This is a genomic window from Duganella vulcania, from assembly GCF_009857655.1.
GTDB classification, from domain to species: Bacteria; Pseudomonadota; Gammaproteobacteria; order Burkholderiales; family Burkholderiaceae_D; genus Rugamonas; species Rugamonas vulcania.
Genome location: NZ_WWCX01000110.1, coordinates 1 through 17933, shown reverse-complemented (window position 1 = coordinate 17933; position 17933 = coordinate 1). Strand labels below are relative to the sequence as shown.

The window sequence follows — 17933 nt, the reverse complement described above, 5'->3', positions numbered from 1 at the left end:
GGCCAGCACCAGCACCGCCAGCACGCCCGGCGAGAGCGATGCCTGCAGCAGCCGCCGCAGCCGCGCCTGGGGGCCGGAGGACATCTACACCTCGGTGCCCGCGAACTGGCGGTAGCCGCGCGCGCGCAGGGCGCAGGCCGGGCAGGTGCCGCAGCCATAGCCCCAGTCGTGCAGCGCGCCGCGCTCGCCCAGGTAGCAGGTGTGGGTACCGTCGCGGATCAGGTCGACCAGCGCCTGGCCGCCCAGCTCCTGCGCCAGCTCCCAGGTCTGGCGCTTGTCGCGCCACATCAGCGGGGTCTCCAGCTTGAGGCGGGTGTCCATGCCCAGGTTGAGCGCCACCTGCAGCGCCTTCATGGTGTCGTCGCGGCAGTCCGGGTAGCCGGAGAAGTCGGTCTCGCACATGCCGCCCACCAGCACCGTCAGGCCGCGCCGGTAGGCCACGGTGGCGGCCACCGTCATGAACAGCAGGTTGCGGCCGGGGACGAAGGTGTTGGGCAGGCCGTTGGCCTGGGTCTCGATGGCGATATCGTGCGTCATCGCGGTCTGCGAGATCTCGGAGATCAGCGACAGGTCGATCATGTGGTCCTCGCCCAGCTTGGCGTTCCACTGGGGCGAGTGGGCGCGCAGGCGCGCGATCACGGACGGGCGCACGGTCAGTTCGACGGCGTGGCGCTGGCCGTAGTCGAAGCCGATGGTTTCCACGCGCGCGTAGTGCTTCAGCGCCCAGGCCAGGCAGGTGGTGGAGTCTTGGCCACCGCTAAACAGGACCAGGGCGGAATCGGTAGGCAGCATTGCTTTGTTCTTTCAAGGACTTGCAGGGCGTTGCAACGTTATAAGTACGCCATCTTTTAGGGCAATCCGGTAACATGTCAGCCAGCGTACACCCTGATGGAGTCTCATGTTACCGGCATCGCCAGCAAAAAAAATGGCAGGATCACGAATTTTGGCACAAGTTGTGGCAAAAGTATCCGGCCGCCTCGCCGTGGCCGGCGTCCTCGCAGCCGTTGCGCTGCCCGCCGCCGCGCAGGGATTGAAATACGACGTCCACATCGACGCCCCCGCCCCGCTGCGGGAACTGCTGGAACAGAACCTTGACCTATTGCGCTTTCGCGGCAACGCGCGCATGGACCGCGAGCAGCTGGTGCGTCTGGTGCGCGCCGCGCCGGCGCAGGTCAAGACGCTGGCGGCCACCGACGGTTACTACTCGCCGGTGGTCGAGGCCCGGCTTGACCGCGACGGCGACACGCCCCGGGTCGAGCTCAGCGTGCAGCCGGGCGAGCCGGTGCGGGTCGGCGACGTCGACCTGGAGCTGCGCGGCTTCGCGCCGGTGCCGGACCTGCCGCCCGAAAAACAGTTCGACACCACCGCGCTGAAAGCCGGGTGGACGCTCAAGAAAGGCCAGGTGTTCCGCCAGACCGACTGGGAGCAGGCCAAGCGCGGCCTGCTGCGCCAAGTGGTGCAGACGCGCTACCCGCGCGCGCAGCTGACCGACACCCAGGCCACGGTGGACCCGGACAATCACGTCGCCGCGCTGCGGGTGGTGCTCGACAGCGGCCCGGAGCTGCGCTTCGGCGAGCTGCGCGTGGAGGGCCTGAAGCGCTACCCGGCCGCCATCGTGCGCAACCTGAACCCCATCCATCCGGGCGACTACTACAGCGAGGCCGCGCTGCAGTCCTACCAGGCGCGCCTGCAGGACACGGGCTACTTCAGCAGCGTGGAGGTCAGCGCCGACATGGGCGCGGTGCTCAACGAGCAGCTGGAGGCCGGCGCCGCCACGCCGAAGCAGAACGCCGAAGCGGCGATGGCGCCGCTGCCGCTGCTGGTGCGCGTGACCGAGAACAAGCGCCGCAACGTCAGCGCCGGCCTGGGTTTCAGCACCAACACCGGCAACCGCGCCTCGCTGGCGTACGACGACCTGTCGGTGTTCGGCCTGCGCATGAAAAGCGCGCTGACACTGGAGACCAAGAAGCAGACCGCGCGCAGCGATTTCTACTTCCCCACCACCGTCGACGGCTACAACGACAGCTTCGGCGCCTCGTTCGAGCGCAGCGACATTTCCGGCGAGGTCACCAGCGTGGCCAGCGTGGCCGGCAAGCGCGCCTGGGGCACGCCGCTGCTCGAGCGCAGCCTGTCGCTGGAGCTGCTGACCGAGACCAAGACCTTGGACGGCATCCCGTCCAGCACCAGCAAGAGCCTGCCGCTGACCTACGCCGTCACCTGGCGCAAGCTGGACAACCTGCTGTTCCCGACCAGGGGCTACGCGCTCAACGCGCAGCTGGGCGGCGCGCTGCTGCCCATCCTGACCGACGAGGCCTTCGTGCGCGGCTACGCACGCGCCGTGTGGTACCGGCCGCTGACCACCAGCACCAACCTGATACTGCGGGCCGAACTGGGCGCGCTGGCCTCGCGCGACAAGAACGGCGTGCCGGCCGTGTACCAGTTCCGCGCCGGCGGCGACCAGTCGGTGCGCGGCTACGCCTTCCAGGAGCTGGGCGTGCACGAGGGCGAGGCCATCACCGGCGGCCGCTACCTGGCCACCGGCAGCGCCGAATTCCAGTACTGGTTCAAGCCCGCCTACGGCATGGCCGTGTTCTACGACGCCGGCAACGCCGGCGACACCTTCAGCGCGCTGCATCCGAAATCCGGCTACGGCGCCGGCGGCCGCTGGAAAAGCCCCGTCGGGCCGATCAACGTGGACGTCGCGTACGGCCACGCGGTCCACAAATACCGATTGCACTTCTCGCTGGGATTCACCTTCTGATGGCCGACAACCAAGACACTCCAACCCCGGCGTCGCCGAACGTCGCCACGCCGCCGCGCCGTCGCTGGCCGCGGCGCGTGCTGATTTCGCTCGGCGTGCTGGTGGCGCTGCTGGCCGGCGCCTTCTGGCTGCTGGGCCGCGAATCGACCTTGCAGCAGCTGGTGCAGCGCATCGCCAACGCCAGCGGCGGGCAGGTCGCCGTCAGCGGCGTCTCCGGATCGCTGTACCACCGCATGCACATCGGGCATCTGGTCTATCGCAGCAAGGACAGCGTCGTCACGGCCGACGACATCGACATCAACTGGTCGCCGCTGCAGTATTTTTTCGAAGGACTGGCCATCAGCGAACTGCACGTGGCCGCGCTGACGGTGCAGAGCATCGGCCCGTCGGAGCCGGCCAAGATGCCCGCGTCGCTGGCCGCGCCCTTCCGTCTCAGCCTGTCCGACGCGCGGCTCGACAAGCTGACCTTGACCAGCGCCACCGGCAGCAATGTGATCGAACGCCTGCGCTTCCAGCTGTACGGCGACCGCACCAGCTGGCACCTGCAGCAGGCCAGCGCCCACACCGCGTTCGGCGACGCCACGGCGGACCTGACCATCGGCGCCAGCAAGCCGTTCGCGCTGCAAGGCAAGGCCGCGCTGGTGCAGACCGGCGCCGCCGCGCAATCGTCGCAGAACGGCGGGGCCACGCGGCCGACGCAGACTGGCGGCGCGCGGCTGTCGCTGGAAGCCGGCGGCAACCTGGAGCTGTTGACGCTCAAGGCGCACGGCAGCGCCAATGGCGCGAGCGGCAAGGCCAATGTGGCGCTGGCGCCGTTCGATCCCGTCATCCTGCGCGCGCTGGACCTGAACGCGCGCGACCTCGATCCGGCCGGCTTCGATCCAGGCTGGCCGCAGGCGAAATTCAGCCTGCAGGTCAGCGCCGCCATCGCGGCTGACCAAAAGCTGTCCGGCCAGTTCGCACTGGTCAACCAGGGCAAGGCCGCGCCGCTCGACCAACAGGGCTTGCCGCTGCAAGCGTTCAGCGGCAAGCTGGCCGGCACGCTGACCGCCTCCCAGCTGGAGAACGTGCTGCTCGACTTGGGCGCGGCGGGACGCTTCACCGGCGGCGGCCACGTCAAGCGCAGCGCGCCCGACGCCGGCGTCGACGCCGCGCAGTTCGCGCTGCACACCGACCGCCTCGACTTAAAGAACATCCACAGCAGCATCAACCAGACCAGCGTGGCCGGCGACATCACGCTGGGCAGCACGCCAAGCAAGCAGACGCTGAGCGCCAGGCTGGCGCAGGACGGCCTGCGCCTGGACCTGCAAGCCTCGCTGGCCGACGCCCTGCTGCAGCTGCACGAGGCGCGCCTGCTGGCCAAGAAAGGCAGCATCAGCGCCACCGGCCAGGCCAGCCTCAAGGACAAGCGGGAGTTCAGCGCCAGGCTGCACGCCGACCATTTCGATCCATCCGCGCTGGGCGCCGGCTATCCGGTGGCCGACCTCAATGCCGACATCAACGCCAGCGGCCACGTCGCGCCGGCATGGCAGGTCGCGGCCGGGTTCGACCTGAAGGCCAGCAAGCTCGCGGGCCAGACGCTGTCCGGCAACGGCAAGCTGAATGCGGACGCGCAGCGCATCAGCGGCGTGGACGCCCATCTGGCGATGGCGCAGAACACCGCCGACATCAGCGGCGGCTTCGGCGCGCCGGGCGAACAGCTGCGCTGGAAGGTCGACGCGCGCCAGCTGTCGGCGCTGGCCTCGGACCTGATCGGCGCCGTCAGCGCCAGCGGCGTCGTCACCGGCAGCATGGCCGAGCCGCGCACCACCTTCGAAGCCGACGCCAAAGGACTGGGCCTGGCCTCCGCCAAGCGCCCCGTGCCCGATAGCCTGATCCACGCCGACGGCGACATCGCGCTGGCCGGTCCAAAGAAAACGCCCGAGCTGAAAATGAACGGCGCCATACAGCGCCTGAACCCCGCCGCTTTCGGCGCGGCGCAGGCGGGCTCCGTCAACGCCACGTTCACGGCCGACGCGCGGCTGGCCGCCGACTGGCGCGCCGGCGTGAACCTGACCTTGCAGCCGTCCACCTTCGCCAACGCGCCGCTGAGCGGCTACGCCAAACTGAACGCCGACAAGGACAGCATCGACAACGCCGACATCGACCTGCGGCTGGCGTCCAACAGCCTGCAGGCCAAGGGCAGTTTCGGCAGCCCGCGCGCCAAGCTCGATTGGAAGCTCAGCGCGCCGCAGCTGGCCGCGCTGGGTCCGCAGTTCGCGGGCGCGCTGCAGGCCAGCGGCAGCCTGTCCGGCACCCGCGCCAAGCCGGCGCTGACGCTCGCGCTGGACGGCGCCAACCTGCGCGCGCCCGGCCAGCAGCAAATCGGCACGATACGCGGCAGCGCCACGTTGGGCAGCACCACCGCGCTGGCGGCCGGCGCGCCGCCAGCCATCTCGTCGGCCATCTCGGCGGTCACGTCGGCGGCCAAATCGGCCGTAGCATCGGCGGCCACCGGCGCCAACGCCCGCGCCACGGCACGCGCCAACGCGGCACGCGGCGCCGCCGACGCCGACATCTACGCCGACGTCCCGCTGGTGAGCGACATCGAAATCACCCGCTACGCCTCCCCTTCCCTGACGCTGGACAAGGCGCGCCTGCAAACGAGCGGCACGCGCAGCAGCCACACGCTGCAGCTCAGCGCCAGCAACGCCGACTTCGACGCCGCCGTGCGCGTCAAGGGCGGCTGGGCCAACGACACCTGGACCGGCGCCATCGACACCCTGCAAAACCGCGGCCGCTACGCCTTCACCTTGGCCGCGCCGGCGCCGCTGAAGCTGGCCGCGCCGGCCGGCAGCGGCGTCGCCGGCCTGCTGCACCCCGAGCTGATCGCCCTGGGCAGCACCGCCGTCAAGCTCCCCGATGGCAGCATCCGCATCGACAGCCTGGAAAAATCCGGCCCCGCGTGGCGCAGCAAGGGCATGGCCGCCGGCGTGCCGGTCAACTACCTGGCCCAGTTCTCCGACGCCTGGCGCGACAACGTCCGCAGCACCATGACCGTCGGCGCGGAATGGGGCCTGCACCTGCAGGCGGCCAGCAAGGACAGCCCGCCGGTGCTGGGCGGCCTGCTGCACGTCTACCGCGAACAGGGCGACCTGACCATCACCGGCGCCGACCTGCCGCAGCCGCTCGGCCTGCGCACGCTGGACGGCCGGGTCGACGTCAACGAAGGCACGCTGCGCGTGCAACTGAAGGTGGACGGCACCCGCGCCGGCCAGGCCCGCATCGACGCCACCGCGCAGCTGCACGACGGCCGCCTGGCCGACAGCAGCGCCATCACGCTGAGCGGCAACGCCAATATGGGGTCGCTGGCCTGGCTGGCGCCGCTGGCCGGGCAACCGGGGCTGGAAATCGACGGCGCGCTCAAGCTGGCCGTCACCGGCGGCGGCACCATCGCCGCGCCGCTGCTGGACGGCGACATCAGCGGCGACAAGCTGGTGCTGAACTGGGTGGACCAGGGCATCAAGCTGCGCAACGGCCAGCTGCAGGCGCGCCTGAGCGGCGACCAGCTGCAACTGCAAAAGCTGGCCTTCGACGGCAACGAGGGCCACGCGCAGGCCGACGGCTGGATACGCTACGCAGCCAACGAGGCCACCATGAACCTCAAGCTCAGCGCCGACAAGCTGGAAGTGCTGTCGCGCCCCGACCGCATCCTGGTCCTCAGCGGCCAGAGCACGCTGGTGCGCGACGCCAAACGCTTCCAGCTGGACGGCAAATTCCGCGCCGACCGCGCCAACATCGAACTGGCCGGCGAGAACACGCCCACCCTCAGCGACGACGTGGTCATCATCGGCAAGGGCGCGCCACCGGCCAAGGCGCAGGCGCAACAAGGCCAGCCGCTCAACATCGACCTGGAGGCCGACCTGGGCGACGCCTTCAACCTCAAAGGCAAGGGTCTGGACGCCCAGCTGGCAGGCGCGTTGCGCATCCGCGTGGCCGACCGCCGGCCGCCGCGCGTCAACGGCAGCATCCGCGTGGTTAGCGGCACCTATGCGGCGTATGGACAGAAGCTGGCGATCGACCGCGGCGTGATCAACTTCACCGGCGCCTACGACAATCCCGGCTTGAGCATCCTGGCGGTGCGCCGCCGGCCCGAGGGCGAGGCGCTCAGCGAGACCAACGTGGAAGCGGGCGTGGAAGTGCGCGGCACGGCGCTGGCGCCGGTGGCCAAGCTGGTCTCCACGCCGGCCGTGTCGGACAGCGACAAGCTGGCCTGGCTGGTGCTGGGCCATGGCATCGACAACACCGCCGGCAACGACATGGCGCTGCTCAGCGCAGCGGCGGGCGCGCTGTTCGGCGGCGGCCAGGGCAAGCTGGCCAACGCGCTGGGCGTGGATGAACTGGGCGTGAGCCAGGCGGCCGGCACCTCGGCCGGCGCGGCCACGGGCTTGCAGACCACGGTGGTCACGGTGGGCAAGCGGCTGTCGTCGCGCGCCTACCTGAGCTTCGAGCAGGGCGCGGGCACGGCGACCAGCCTGGTCAAGCTGAAGTACAAGCTGAACCCGCGCATCGCGCTGCAGTTCCAGACCGGCACCAACAACGCGCTGGACGTGCTCTACACCTGGGCCTTCGACTAACTTGGATTGTGGTCCGGCACCGGGTCGTCCTGCGGCACGGGATGGGGGATGGCCGGCGGCGCCGGGTCATCCACCGGAACAGGGTCGGGGGCGCGGTGAGTGAGGTGCATGGTCGGTACTCCTTGAGCTGAGTCGTACCGCCATTCTACGCCGCTCTACTCCGGTTTCGCGTGCCTGACGTATTTATCCAGCCAAGCGTTGGTCTCGTACAGCATGTGCAGGATGGACTCGCGCGCGCGGTAGGCGTGCGACTCGTTCGGCAGCATCACCAGCCGCGCCGTGCCGCCCAGCCCCTTGATGGCCTGGAACATGCGCTCGCTCTGCAAGGGGAAGGTGCCGGAGTTGCTGTCCTCGGCGCCGTGGATCAGCAGCATCGCGTCCTTGATCTTGTCGGCGTTATTGAACGGCGACATGGCCTGGTACACCTCCTGCGCCTGCCAGAACGCCCGCTCCTCGGACTGGAAGCCGAACGGCGTCAGCGTGCGGTTGTAGGCGCCGCTGCGCGCGATCCCCGCGCGGAACAGCCGCGTGTGCGCCAGCAGGTTGCCGGTCATGAAGGCGCCGTACGAATGGCCGCCGATGGCGATGCGGTGGCGGTCGGCCACGCCGCGCCGCACCACCTCGTCCACCGCCGCCTGCGCATCCGCCACCAACTGCGGCAGATAGCTGTCGTTCGGCTCGGCGTCGCCGGCGCCGATGATGGGGAAGGATGGATTGTCCAGCACCGCGTAACCCATCGCCAGGAAGGCCGCCGGCCCCCAGTAGCTGACCGCGTTGAAGCGGTACGGCGAGCCGGTGGTCTGGCTGGCAGCGCCGGCCGACTTGAATTCCTGCGGATAGGCCCACATCAGCAGCGGCAATGGGCCGTCTCGCACCGCGTCGTACCCGGACGGCAGCATCAGCGTGGCGGTCAGCTCGACGCCGTCGTTGCGCGGGTAGCGGATCTGCTCCTTGTGCACGTCCTTGAGCTGCGGCGTCGGATGCGGATAGTTGGTCAGCGCCTTGAGCTGCAGGCCCTCGGGCCGCGTCAGGTCGCGCAGGTAGTAGTTGGGCCGCTCGGTCGGCGACTCGCGTGTCGTCAGCAGCAGCGTGCCCTCGTCGTTCAGCACCGCCGCCACGTTCTCGAAATACGGCGCCTCGCTCTGGAACAGGCGCTCCTTGTGCCGCGTGGTCAGGCTCAAACGGTCGATGAAGGGACGGTCGCCCTCCGGCGTGGCGCCGGCGCCGTCCAGCAGGATGGTGGTGCCGGGGCCGATCAGCAGGCGCGGGAAGCCGCTGGCGTCGGCCCGCATCACCGGCGAGCCGGGGCTGTTGTAGCGGTCCTCGTACGAGCCGGCGTAAATCAGCTCCGGCGGCGTGGACAAGTGTTCCGGCTCGATCATCCACTGCTTGTAGTCGCGTGTCTTGTGCCAGCGCTCGTTGATCAGGGCGACGTCGCCGCGCCCCCAGGCCACGCCGGCGTAGCGCATCGTCAGCCGCGCCAGCACCAGCGGCGGTTCGCGGAACGGCGCCGCGTGCACGTAGACCACGTCGCGGATATTGTCGACCACCGGGCGCGCCGGATCGCCGCCGTCCTGCGCCTCGGTCCACACCAGCGTGGCCGGCACGTCGGCCCGCCACGACACATGGCGCACGCCCTCGGACACCGCGTCGTTCCCCGGCGGCAGGCCCTCCTCCAGCGGCAGCGTGGCCACCGTGTGCAGCACCTCGCCGTTCATGTCGCGCACCTCGATCCGCTCGCCGAAGCTGGACGCCGGCACGATGTAGGAATACGGCCGCGTCACGCTTTGCGTCAGCAGGTACTGGCCGCCCGGCGCGATCGAGGTGCGCGAGAACTGCCCCGGCGCGCCGATCGGGCGCGGCTTGCCGTGCAGGTCCAGCAGCACCATCTGCACCGTCACGTAGTACTCGAACAGGCGCGCGTCGTCCTCGTTCTTGAGCAGGTCCTGATAGGTGCGCAGCTGGCGCGGCGCGCCTCCCGGTTCGCTATCCTGCAGCATCGGCCCGGCCGGCACGCCGTCCGGCTGCGGCGCCTTGCCGATGCCGGCGGGACGCCAGTGCACCAGCAGGCCGCTGCTGTCGGGCAGCCAGTTGAAGCCGCGCGTGAGCACCGCCGACAGCGGCTGCGCCGACAGCCGCCTGGCCTTGCGCGCCTCGATATCGACCAGCCACAATTCCACCGCCCCGCGCTCGCCCTTGTAGGCCACGTGCGAGAACGCCAGGTGGCGCTGGTCGGGCGACCAGGCCAGGTCCGCCAGGCGCAGCGCGCGCGGCAGGCCCTTGATGCGGCTTTCCTTTTGCGTGGCGATGTCCAGCAGACCGAGGTCGGTGCCGAACGAGAAGCGCGACGAGGAACAGGTGCGCGGGTTGATGCGCAGGCCGGCCAGCTTGAGCTCCGGCTGCGCCACCTCGGCGATGCCCGGCAGCGGCGGCGTCTGCACCACGGCGGCCAGGTTGCGTTGCGGGCTCAGGCTGAGGCCCGGCGCGCGCGGCGCGTCGACGATGTCCATCAGCGCGGCGGGCGGCAGGCGGTAGCCGCCTTCCTGCGCGCCGGCCTGCGGCGAGGCGGCCATCAGTCCCAGATTCAGCGGCAGCATGGTTAACGGTTTGTTCATGGAAGTCCTTTCGGTCCAGAAGCGAGGCTGCTGCGGACCAGTTTGCTTATGCTATCCGTGAATGTCAATCAATGCCGGATATTCCGTGACAATCTGTAACGCTGGGGCGCAAAGGCGGAGTGGCGTACAATCGCGGTTCTTCGAATCACGCCGTTGGAATCGTCTATGGATATGCCTACTATCGTCCTGTTGCTGCTGGTGCCCCTGGCCATCTGGCGCATCTACTCGCGCCTGAAACGCCTGATGGGCCGCGCCAGGTCCGAACTGTGGCGCCACTACACCGCCGCCGTGGTGATGGCCGGCGTGCTGGGCGTGCTGGCCGCGACGCTGCTGGGCAAGTGGGACGCCTTCGCCGCGCTGGCGGTGGGCGCGGCGTTCGGCGCCGCGCTGGGTTACCGCAACATGCAACTGACCCGGCTGGAGAACACGCAGGAGGGCTTCTTCTACACGCCCAACCGCCGACTGGGTTTGCTGGTGGCGATGCTGTTCATCAGCCGCCTGATCTACCGCCTGTTCGAGGCCTACCTGCACATGCACGACCGCCTGCCGCTGGATCCGGACTTCATCGGCAATCCATTGACGGCCGTGCTGTTTGGCTTGCTGGCCGGCTTCTACTGCTGCTACAGCGTGCTGCTGATCCGCTGGCGCCGCACCCAGGTGCCGGTGCCGCGCCCGATCGACATCTTCGATATCAAATAAGCTAGCGGGCGGCCAGCTGCCGCACTGGGCTATTAGTCCACGTCCCGGGCACACATGACGAGCGACGTCGTTTTGGCGCCAGTGCTATCGTATTTCATGTGGAAAGGAACGCATTTGGTGGTATGCTGAATGTATCCGCAGTGCAATTTTCTTGTGCTGAAATCACAGTTATGAATACGTCCATCTACGACAAAACCGCCAAGGGCCGGGAAGAGATCGCGACACGCAAGCATCAGCTGGCGCCGCGCTTGCGCACCTTGCTGGTACTGATCGACGGCCGCAAGACCGAGGAGGAACTGCTGCGCAACGTGGCGGGATTGGGCTTGACCGCCGGCGCGCTGAGCGAACTGCTGGCGGGGGAATTCATCGTGCTGTCGACCAGCTACGTGTCGCTGGCGGAAGCGCCGGTGGAGGCACCGCCCGAACCGGAACCCGAACAGGTGCAAATGCCGGTGGCCGCACAGGTCCAGCAATTCCAGTCGCTTTACGATTTCTTCAACAAGACCATCAAGAGTACGATAGGCCTGCGCGGCTTCACCTTGCAGCTGAAGGTGGAAAAAGCCAGCTCGGTCGACGACTTCCGCGAGCTGCGCATGCCCTATCTGGAGGCGGTACAAAAAGCCAAGGGCAACGACACCGCCGCCGCCCTGGCCCTGCAGCTGGACCGGCTGCTGGGCATAGCCCCAGCAGCCGACAGCCTGACCTTCGATTGACCTTCGACTGACCGTCAGGCCACCTTGGCCGCTTCGGCCGGACGGCGCTGCAGCACGAAGATCGGCTGCGCCCACTCGGTATCCTTCTTCTTCTTGCTCGTGATGAGCGTCAGCTCCGAAGGATCGTAGACGTCGGTGTTGTGCGTCAGCGGCGTCGTCATCAGGTACTGCGCCTCGGTGTTCTTCAGGAACTCGCCGACCAGCTGGATGTTGCGGATATCCAGGTGGGCAAACGGTTCGTCGATGAACACGAAGCCGCCGGAACCATCCTCCGACTTCAGCAAGCCAATCAGCAGCACCAGCGATTTCATCACCTGCTGGCCGCCGGACGCTTCGCCGTCGTTCATGCCGATGATGCCCTTGCCGTCGAACTTGAAGCGCACGTGCAGGCCCGCCTGCGACAGCTGCGTATCGTCGTTCTCCAGCCGCACCGGATCGGAATGCACCTCGATGCCCGCCAGCTCGCCCAGCTCCTTGATGTTCTTGGAGTAGGTCTTGATGGTGTAGCGCAGCCGCTCCATGTAGGCGCCGCGCGCGTTGCCGGTGGCCTCGATGGCGCGGTTGTTCTGGTAGCGGCGCTCCTCAGTTTCCGACTGGCGGCCATGCAGCTGCTCGTTCAGGCGCTGGTACTGGTCGATCACGGTGGCGTCCAGTTCCCAGTCGCTGCGGGCCAGGCTGGCCTCCAGCGAATGGACACGCAACACCACCTGGTGCGAGTTCTGGTGCTCGCTGACCAGCGCCGCGCGGCGCGCCGGACGGCGCCAGCTCTTCGGCAGATGACGCCAGCTTTTGCGCAGCGCCAGCAAGGCGCGCGCATGATCAGCGCGCTGCTCGATCTGGCGCTTGTTGTTCAGGCGCAGACCGGCCTCCGATTCGGACAATGCGAAGCGCGCGTTCTGCCACGTCGTGTCGGCGCGGGTGCGCGTGACGACGGCGTTCTTGATCAGCGTTTGCAGCTCGCCCAGGCGGGTGCCGACTTCGGTGCGCTCTTCCTTCAGCGGCACGGCGTTGCGCGCCGCCTCGTCGAATTCCTCCTGGCGCGCTGCCAGTTCCTTGGCTGCGTCCACACCGGCCAGGCGCGATTTGAGCGAACTGATTTCCGTCGCCAGCTTGGAGACGATCAGCGTCAGCGCATCCTCCTGCGCCTCCAACGCCGGCAGCGATTTCTGGATCGCTTCCATACGCTGCGTGCGGCCGGCGGAACCGAAGCGGTAGCGCGACGCCTCGACGAACAGCGAGCGGCCGCCGCGGCGTTCGCGGTGGTAGGCGTCCGGCGTGATCCACTCGTCGTGGCTACCCAGCTTTGCGCCGGCATCCACGGTGTCCACGCGGGTGATGCGGGACAGCTGCTCCACCAGCCACGCAGGCACCTTGGCCGAGAACTTCACCACCGACATCAGCGAATCGTCCTTGACCGTCGGCGCATGCACCAGGTCCGGCACGATGAAGTGGCGATAGCGCTCCTTCTCCGCCAGGCGGTAGGCCGCCGAAGCGTCGGACGACTTATCCAACAGCACCACGGAGGCATAGCCACCGAGCACGCCCTCGATCGCGCCCTGCCAGCGCGCATCCGTCACCTCGACGATATCGGACAGCATGGCGTGGCCGATGCCGGCGTCGTTCAACGCGCGGCGCATGCTGCGCTGCGCTTCCGGCTCCGGCATCGCGGTCTTGCCCTGCAGGGCCGCGATGGTCGACAGCTCGCCGGCGATCTTGGTGGCGACGGCGTCGCGCGCCATGCGCTGGCGCGCCAGTTCGATTTCCTTTTCCTGCAGCTGCTGCGCCACTTCGGCCAGGTCGGCGCCGGCATCGGCGGCCAGCTTTTGCAGGCGCGCCTTCTGTTCCAGCAGGCTGTCGAGCGGCTTCAGTTTGCCGTTGATCTGATTCAGGCGGCTTTGCAGCGCGGTCGATTCCTGCTCCAGCACCGTCTCGTGCTGTTGCGCGTCGGAGAGCGCCTTGGCCTGCGCGGCCAGCGCGTTGCGCTTGTCGGTCAGCTGCTGGTCGGCCTGCATCAGCGGCTTGCGTGCATCGCGCAACTGGCGGCTGATGTTGGCGTGCTTCTCGCGCGCCTCGTGGTACTCCAGCGTCGGCAGCACTTCTTCCTGCAGGTTGCGGCGCTCCTTGTTCAGGTCTTCCCACTGGTGGTAGTTGGCCACGCGCAGGCGCAGGCCCTCCAGGTTGGTCTTGGAAGCTTCCAGTTCGCTCTCGAAGCGTTTCAGCTCGATCTCGGTGTCGCGCTGGTGGCGCTTGGCTTCGTCGTAGGCGTCCAGCACCTCCTTGTCGCCGAAGACCTGGAACACCAGGTCCAGCAACTGGCGCGGCGCGTATTCGCACAGCTTGTCGGTCTCGCCCTGCTCCAGCGCCAGCACCTTCGCCATCGCCGGCGACAGGCCGGCGTTGGCCAGGCGCTTGCGGTAGTTCTCGACGCCGAGCCAGTCGTTGCCGGCCTCGCCGATGTCCTCGATCTGCACGTTACCGGGACGCATAAGGTACTGGCGCTTCCAGTCGCCGCCGTTCTTCTGGATCTGGCAGAACAGCGTGACCTCGTCGTCGCTGAAGAAGCCGGAGCTGCGGAACGGACGGTTGGACAGCTGCTTGCCGACGTTCTTGTTGTCCACCACAGCGCGCAGCCAGGCGGTCTGCTGGCCGCTGTGGCGGGCGTAGTGCTTGTAGGTGCGGCCCATCGAGCAATCGAGGCCGAACAGCGTGCGCAAGGCGTCCAGCAAGGTGGTCTTGCCGGAGCCGTTCTGGCCCGCGATGGTGATGATCTTGGCGTCCAGCGGAATGTTCTTGATGCGCTGCCAGTAATCCCAGTGGACCAGCTCTAACGATTTAATGTGAAACATGGCTTAATCCTCGGCTGGAAGTTCGGAGTCGGGGGCGGCATCTTCAACCACCTCCTCGTCGTTGGCGGCTGCCGGCGGCGCGCTGCGCGGCACCGGGATGATCTGCGCCGGCGAACGCTTGAACACGTCGGCCAGCGCGCCGTTGATGATGCGCTCTTTCAGCAGGTCGGTATCCATCATCAGGTCCAGCAGCGGACCTTCGACGATCACGTCGCCGCGCCGCTCGATGAAGCCCAGCTTGGCCAGGATGCCGAGGTTCATATCCAGGCGGGTCTTCTTGCCCAATTTGTCGCCGAAGTCGGCCAGCAGCGCCTTGTAGGCGATGCCGATCGAGGTGTCCTCCGCGCGCGGCAGCGGCTTCTCCACGCCGAACATGTCGTTCTGGTCGTCGTCCGCGTGCTGGTGGGTCTCCTGGCGTTCGCGCTTGGGCAGGATGATCTGCGCCCACAGCACCACCAGCAGCGCCACGCCATCGCGCGACAAACCGAAGTTATTGTTTTGCCAGACGTCGCGCGCGCCGAAGATCTTCGGCTCGATGGCGCGGTGCAGCGCGATGGTCACGTGATCGGCGTAGACGTTGTCCAGCAGTTTGAGGCCGGTGGCCAGCAGGCGCGCGTCCACCTCGGCGCGGAACAACTCGTCCGACAGCACGCGCTTGACCAGTTTATCGTCGCGGCGCAGGGTTTGATGCGTCAGCAGGCGCGCGATCAGGATTTGGGAATCGTCATTCATCTGACTTGTCGCCTTCCGTATTCAAAGACAGTGAGAGGGAGGCCAGGGACATCGCCGCCACGTGCAAATCGGGCAGCTGTATCATTTCGTCGGTTGGGGTGAACTTGACCGGCAGGCGCGCCAGTTCGGCGGTGGCGCCTTGCAGGCGGGCCTCGTCGGCGTCGCCCAGCAACGGCAGCATCGAGGCGCGGTACGACGCCACGGCGAACGACGCCGGCAGCAGCGAATCCTGCACCGGGATCGATTTCGGCCCCTCGGCGGCGATGCTGGGGAAGTTGCCCAGCGCCGCGAAGTCGGACAGGCGCGCCAGCCAGTCATCGAGCTCGCGCTGCATCTGCGGGCCGTCGCTGATGGTGGTCGGGGCGTCGGTGCCGGTCGGCAGGCCGTTGGAGACGGCGCTGACGGCGCGGTCCTGCAGCAGCTCGGTCTCGGCCACGTCGATCATCTCGGCCGGCGTGATAAACAGCGGCACCACCGGCTGGTCGATGGCGTCGGTCGCCAGCGAGGCCAGATCCTCGTGCAGCAGCAGCCAGCGCTTGATGTCGGTGGTGGACAGGCCGGATTGGCCCAGGTGCACGCGCTGGCGTTCGATCTGGTTCAGCGCGCGCGAGAACATGCCCTGCATGTTGAGCAGCGCCGATTGCGCGCGGCCGATGGCCTGCGCCGCCTTGTGCGTGGCGCCGTCGGCGTTTTCGTCGGACAGGATGGCGCGCAGGATCTCGGAGCCCTTCTCCACCCAGTCGCAGGCGGTGTGCCACTTGGCCTGCGAGGCGCGCAGGCGGAACTCGGACCCGGAGGCGATGGCGTCCGAGAATTCCTCGGTCAGGTCGACCAGGCGGCCCAGCAGGTGGTTCAGCTGTTCGACGGTGACGCCGCCCATCACCTGGGCGCCGGCCACCTGCGACAGCAGGAAGCCCATGTCGGCGTTGTCCTCTTCCTTGCCCAGCGCGAGCAGGCCGTCGATGGCCGACAGCACGTTGCGTGCCATCGGCGTCACGCGGTACACGGCTTGCTGCGCGTCCCAGGCCAGCAGCTGGTTGGTGCGCAGGCGCATCAGCACCGTCTCCAGCGACTCGGGCAGCAGGTAGGCCAGGCGGGTGTTGATGTCGGCGCGCGAGAAGGTGGACGACGCGGCGTCGGACGCCAGCTCGCGCAGCACCAGCAGGCGCACCAGGACGCCGTCGAAGCCGCCGTGGAACAGCGCCGTGAACACCTGCAGCAGCGGCTGCGCGCGTTTCAGGTGGTAGACCTGCTCGATCTCGTCGGCCGAAAAGTTCGGCTGGAAGTGGGCTTGCAGGCTGTCCTGCTGCTGTTGCTGATCCAGCTCACTTGTTGTAATTTCTATCATTCTTTGCCATTCTGTACGCAACGCAACGACTAGATTGCGGGGGCGTCAGTATAGCAGGAGCTCACTTTTTCACGGCCTTTTCCAGCGTCTGGTCGACGTAATCGCCGTCGGCGTCGTTGAAGCGCACGCGCACCGGGTACCAGTCCATCGATGGCGCCAGCCACAGGTCGACCTGCTGGCCCTGCGCGTCCGGCGGCGGCGCCTTGACCAGGTGGACCGCGTTGACCTCGTTCGCGCCGATCTGCACTGCCTCATTCTTCAGCACCTTGAAGCTCCACACCTCGGCGTCGCGGCGGCCGGCCACGAAGTACTTCCACTCGCTGCCCGGCTTGAACTTGTCCGCCGCGGCGTGCGCCTGCGCCGCCAGCTGCCACTGGATGCTGGTGCGATCCTGCTCGCCGCCCTTGATCGGATAGGTCTCGTCGCCTTCGCTGAAGGTGATGGTCTTGGCGTCGCGCTGGAAGGTGGTGGTGGTCGGATCCTTGCGGAAGCGCTTCTCGACGAAGGTGGCCGGCGCCAGGCCGTAGTCGTCGACCGTGCCCTCGCTGCGGTTGTCGAGGATTTTGCCGAGCAGCGAAACGCGGCTTTCGGTGGCCACCGAGTACTTGCGGTCGCCGGCGCGCCACTGCACGGTGGCGGTGCCGCCCAGGCTCAAGCCGTGCTGCTTGGCCTTGATGACGTAGGTCAGGTCGGCCGACGGCGGCAGGCTGTATGGGCGCTTGACGCTCGGGTGCTCGCCGGCCGGGGCGTCGGCGGCGCGGGCCGCGCAGCTCAACAGGATGGCGGCGCTCATGCCCAGCAGGCGCGTGGTGTAAGAAGTATGCATATTATTTCCCTGATTCTGACATCGTGATTTTGGAGACGGTTTGCGTGGTCAGCGCGCCGCTTGCTTCGGTATTGCGCAGCTGGACCGGGTACCAGTTCAGGCCCGGCGCCAGCCAGATGTCCAGCCGCGACGAGTAGCTGCCGGGGCGCGGCGGCCGGCTCAGATGCCAGGTCACCACCTTGCCCATCTTGGTTTCCAGCTCCTCCTCGCCCACCAGCTGGAAGCGGAACATATTGGCTTCCTTGTCCTCGCCGACCTGCATGTCGATATCGCTGCCGAACTGATTGACGTCGGCGCGGCCGATGCCGCCCAGCTGGAACGGCACCGTCGTCATGTCCTGCGCGCCGGCCATCAGCGGGTAGCTGCGCTCGGACGCCGAGAACGTGATGGTGCCGGCGTCGCGGTTGAAATGGGTCGCCGTCTCGGCCCTGCGGGCGCGCTTCTGCGTGCTGGTGTTCGGGGCGATGCCGTAGTCGTCGATGGTGCCGGCGCTGCGCATCACCAGCAGGTTCAAACGGGTCACCAGCAGGCTGATGCCCGCCTCCGCCGAGGCCTGGTAGGTGCTGCCGTCGGTCTGCCAGCTCATGTTCGCGGAACCGGTCCATTTGGTGCCGTCGGCGTCGACCCGGGCCACATCCATGTCAAGTTTGGCCGACGGCGGCAGGTTGACCTTGTAGCGGCGCGCGCCCTGCGCCGGCGGCGCCTCCACCGGCAAGGCGGCGGCCGGAGTCGGGCCGGTGGTGTCCGGCGGCGACGGCGTGCCGGTCTGCGCCTGCG

The 17933-nt window shown here is 68.0% G+C and carries 11 protein-coding genes; 4 read left to right on the top strand and 7 right to left on the bottom strand.

What is annotated here, in order from left to right; all coding sequences use genetic code 11:
- Nucleotides 1-84: 84 nt before the first annotated feature.
- Nucleotides 85-792 (bottom strand): 7-cyano-7-deazaguanine synthase QueC, encoded by a 708-nt coding sequence (gene queC / locus GTP90_RS30935; protein ID WP_161087119.1) that lies wholly within the window; start codon nt 790-792, stop codon nt 85-87.
- Nucleotides 793-925: 133 nt separating this feature from the next.
- On the opposite strand from queC, the gene GTP90_RS30930 reads away from it, so the two are divergent.
- A complete protein-coding gene (locus tag GTP90_RS30930; RefSeq protein WP_175048301.1) occupies nt 926-2761 on the top strand; it encodes an autotransporter assembly complex protein TamA in 1836 nt (611 codons plus the stop codon).
- Nucleotides 2761-7377: a translocation/assembly module TamB domain-containing protein gene (locus GTP90_RS30925; RefSeq protein WP_175048300.1), complete on the top strand. Its 4617-nt coding sequence runs from the start codon at nt 2761-2763 to the stop codon at nt 7375-7377. Before GTP90_RS30930 ends, GTP90_RS30925 begins: the two co-directional genes overlap by 1 nt.
- Before the next feature lie 155 nt (nt 7378-7532).
- Here GTP90_RS30925 and GTP90_RS30920 read toward each other — a convergent pair whose 3' ends face one another.
- On the bottom strand, nt 7533-9992 hold the full coding sequence (locus tag GTP90_RS30920; RefSeq protein WP_161087117.1) for an alpha/beta hydrolase family protein: 2460 nt from the start codon (nt 9990-9992) through the stop codon (nt 7533-7535).
- 165 nt (nt 9993-10157) lie between these two features.
- On the opposite strand from GTP90_RS30920, the gene GTP90_RS30915 reads away from it, so the two are divergent.
- Nucleotides 10158-10691 (top strand): CcdC protein domain-containing protein, encoded by a 534-nt coding sequence (locus GTP90_RS30915; protein WP_161087116.1) that lies wholly within the window; start codon nt 10158-10160, stop codon nt 10689-10691.
- Nucleotides 10692-10861: 170 nt separating this feature from the next.
- Nucleotides 10862-11404: a hypothetical protein gene (locus GTP90_RS30910; protein ID WP_161087115.1), complete on the top strand. Its 543-nt coding sequence runs from the start codon at nt 10862-10864 to the stop codon at nt 11402-11404.
- 14 nt (nt 11405-11418) lie between these two features.
- On the opposite strand, the gene GTP90_RS30905 is transcribed toward GTP90_RS30910, so the two are convergent.
- The 5 genes from GTP90_RS30905 to GTP90_RS30885 form a co-directional block, all read right to left on the bottom strand.
- Nucleotides 11419-14250 (bottom strand): ATP-binding protein, encoded by a 2832-nt coding sequence (locus GTP90_RS30905; protein ID WP_161087114.1) that lies wholly within the window; start codon nt 14248-14250, stop codon nt 11419-11421.
- Nucleotides 14251-14253: 3 nt separating this feature from the next.
- Nucleotides 14254-14982, bottom strand: a complete 729-nt coding sequence (locus GTP90_RS30900) for a hypothetical protein (RefSeq protein WP_161087113.1) — start codon at nt 14980-14982, stop codon at nt 14254-14256.
- Nucleotides 14975-16330, bottom strand: coding sequence for a hypothetical protein (locus GTP90_RS30895; protein WP_161087112.1), 1356 nt, complete (start codon nt 16328-16330; stop codon nt 14975-14977). Before GTP90_RS30895 ends, GTP90_RS30900 begins: the two co-directional genes overlap by 8 nt.
- 61 nt (nt 16331-16391) lie before the next feature.
- Nucleotides 16392-17156 (bottom strand): DUF3108 domain-containing protein, encoded by a 765-nt coding sequence (locus tag GTP90_RS30890; RefSeq protein WP_161087111.1) that lies wholly within the window; start codon nt 17154-17156, stop codon nt 16392-16394.
- A 1-nt stretch (nt 17157) separates the two neighbouring features.
- The coding region (locus GTP90_RS30885) for a DUF3108 domain-containing protein (protein WP_161087110.1) at nt 17158-17933 on the bottom strand (776 nt) is incomplete at its 5' end.

Coding starts and splice junctions, on each gene's coding strand:
- queC (WP_161087119.1), bottom strand. CDS start 792: ATGCTGCCTACCGATTCCGCCCTGGTCCTGTTTAGCGGTGGCCAAGAC.
- GTP90_RS30930 (WP_175048301.1), top strand. CDS start 926: ATGGCAGGATCACGAATTTTGGCACAAGTTGTGGCAAAAGTATCCGGC.
- GTP90_RS30925 (WP_175048300.1), top strand. CDS start 2,761: ATGGCCGACAACCAAGACACTCCAACCCCGGCGTCGCCGAACGTCGCC.
- GTP90_RS30920 (WP_161087117.1), bottom strand. CDS start 9,992: ATGAACAAACCGTTAACCATGCTGCCGCTGAATCTGGGACTGATGGCC.
- GTP90_RS30915 (WP_161087116.1), top strand. CDS start 10,158: ATGGATATGCCTACTATCGTCCTGTTGCTGCTGGTGCCCCTGGCCATC.
- GTP90_RS30910 (WP_161087115.1), top strand. CDS start 10,862: ATGAATACGTCCATCTACGACAAAACCGCCAAGGGCCGGGAAGAGATC.
- GTP90_RS30905 (WP_161087114.1), bottom strand. CDS start 14,250: ATGTTTCACATTAAATCGTTAGAGCTGGTCCACTGGGATTACTGGCAG.
- GTP90_RS30900 (WP_161087113.1), bottom strand. CDS start 14,982: ATGAATGACGATTCCCAAATCCTGATCGCGCGCCTGCTGACGCATCAA.
- GTP90_RS30895 (WP_161087112.1), bottom strand. CDS start 16,330: ATGATAGAAATTACAACAAGTGAGCTGGATCAGCAACAGCAGCAGGAC.
- GTP90_RS30890 (WP_161087111.1), bottom strand. CDS start 17,156: ATGCATACTTCTTACACCACGCGCCTGCTGGGCATGAGCGCCGCCATC.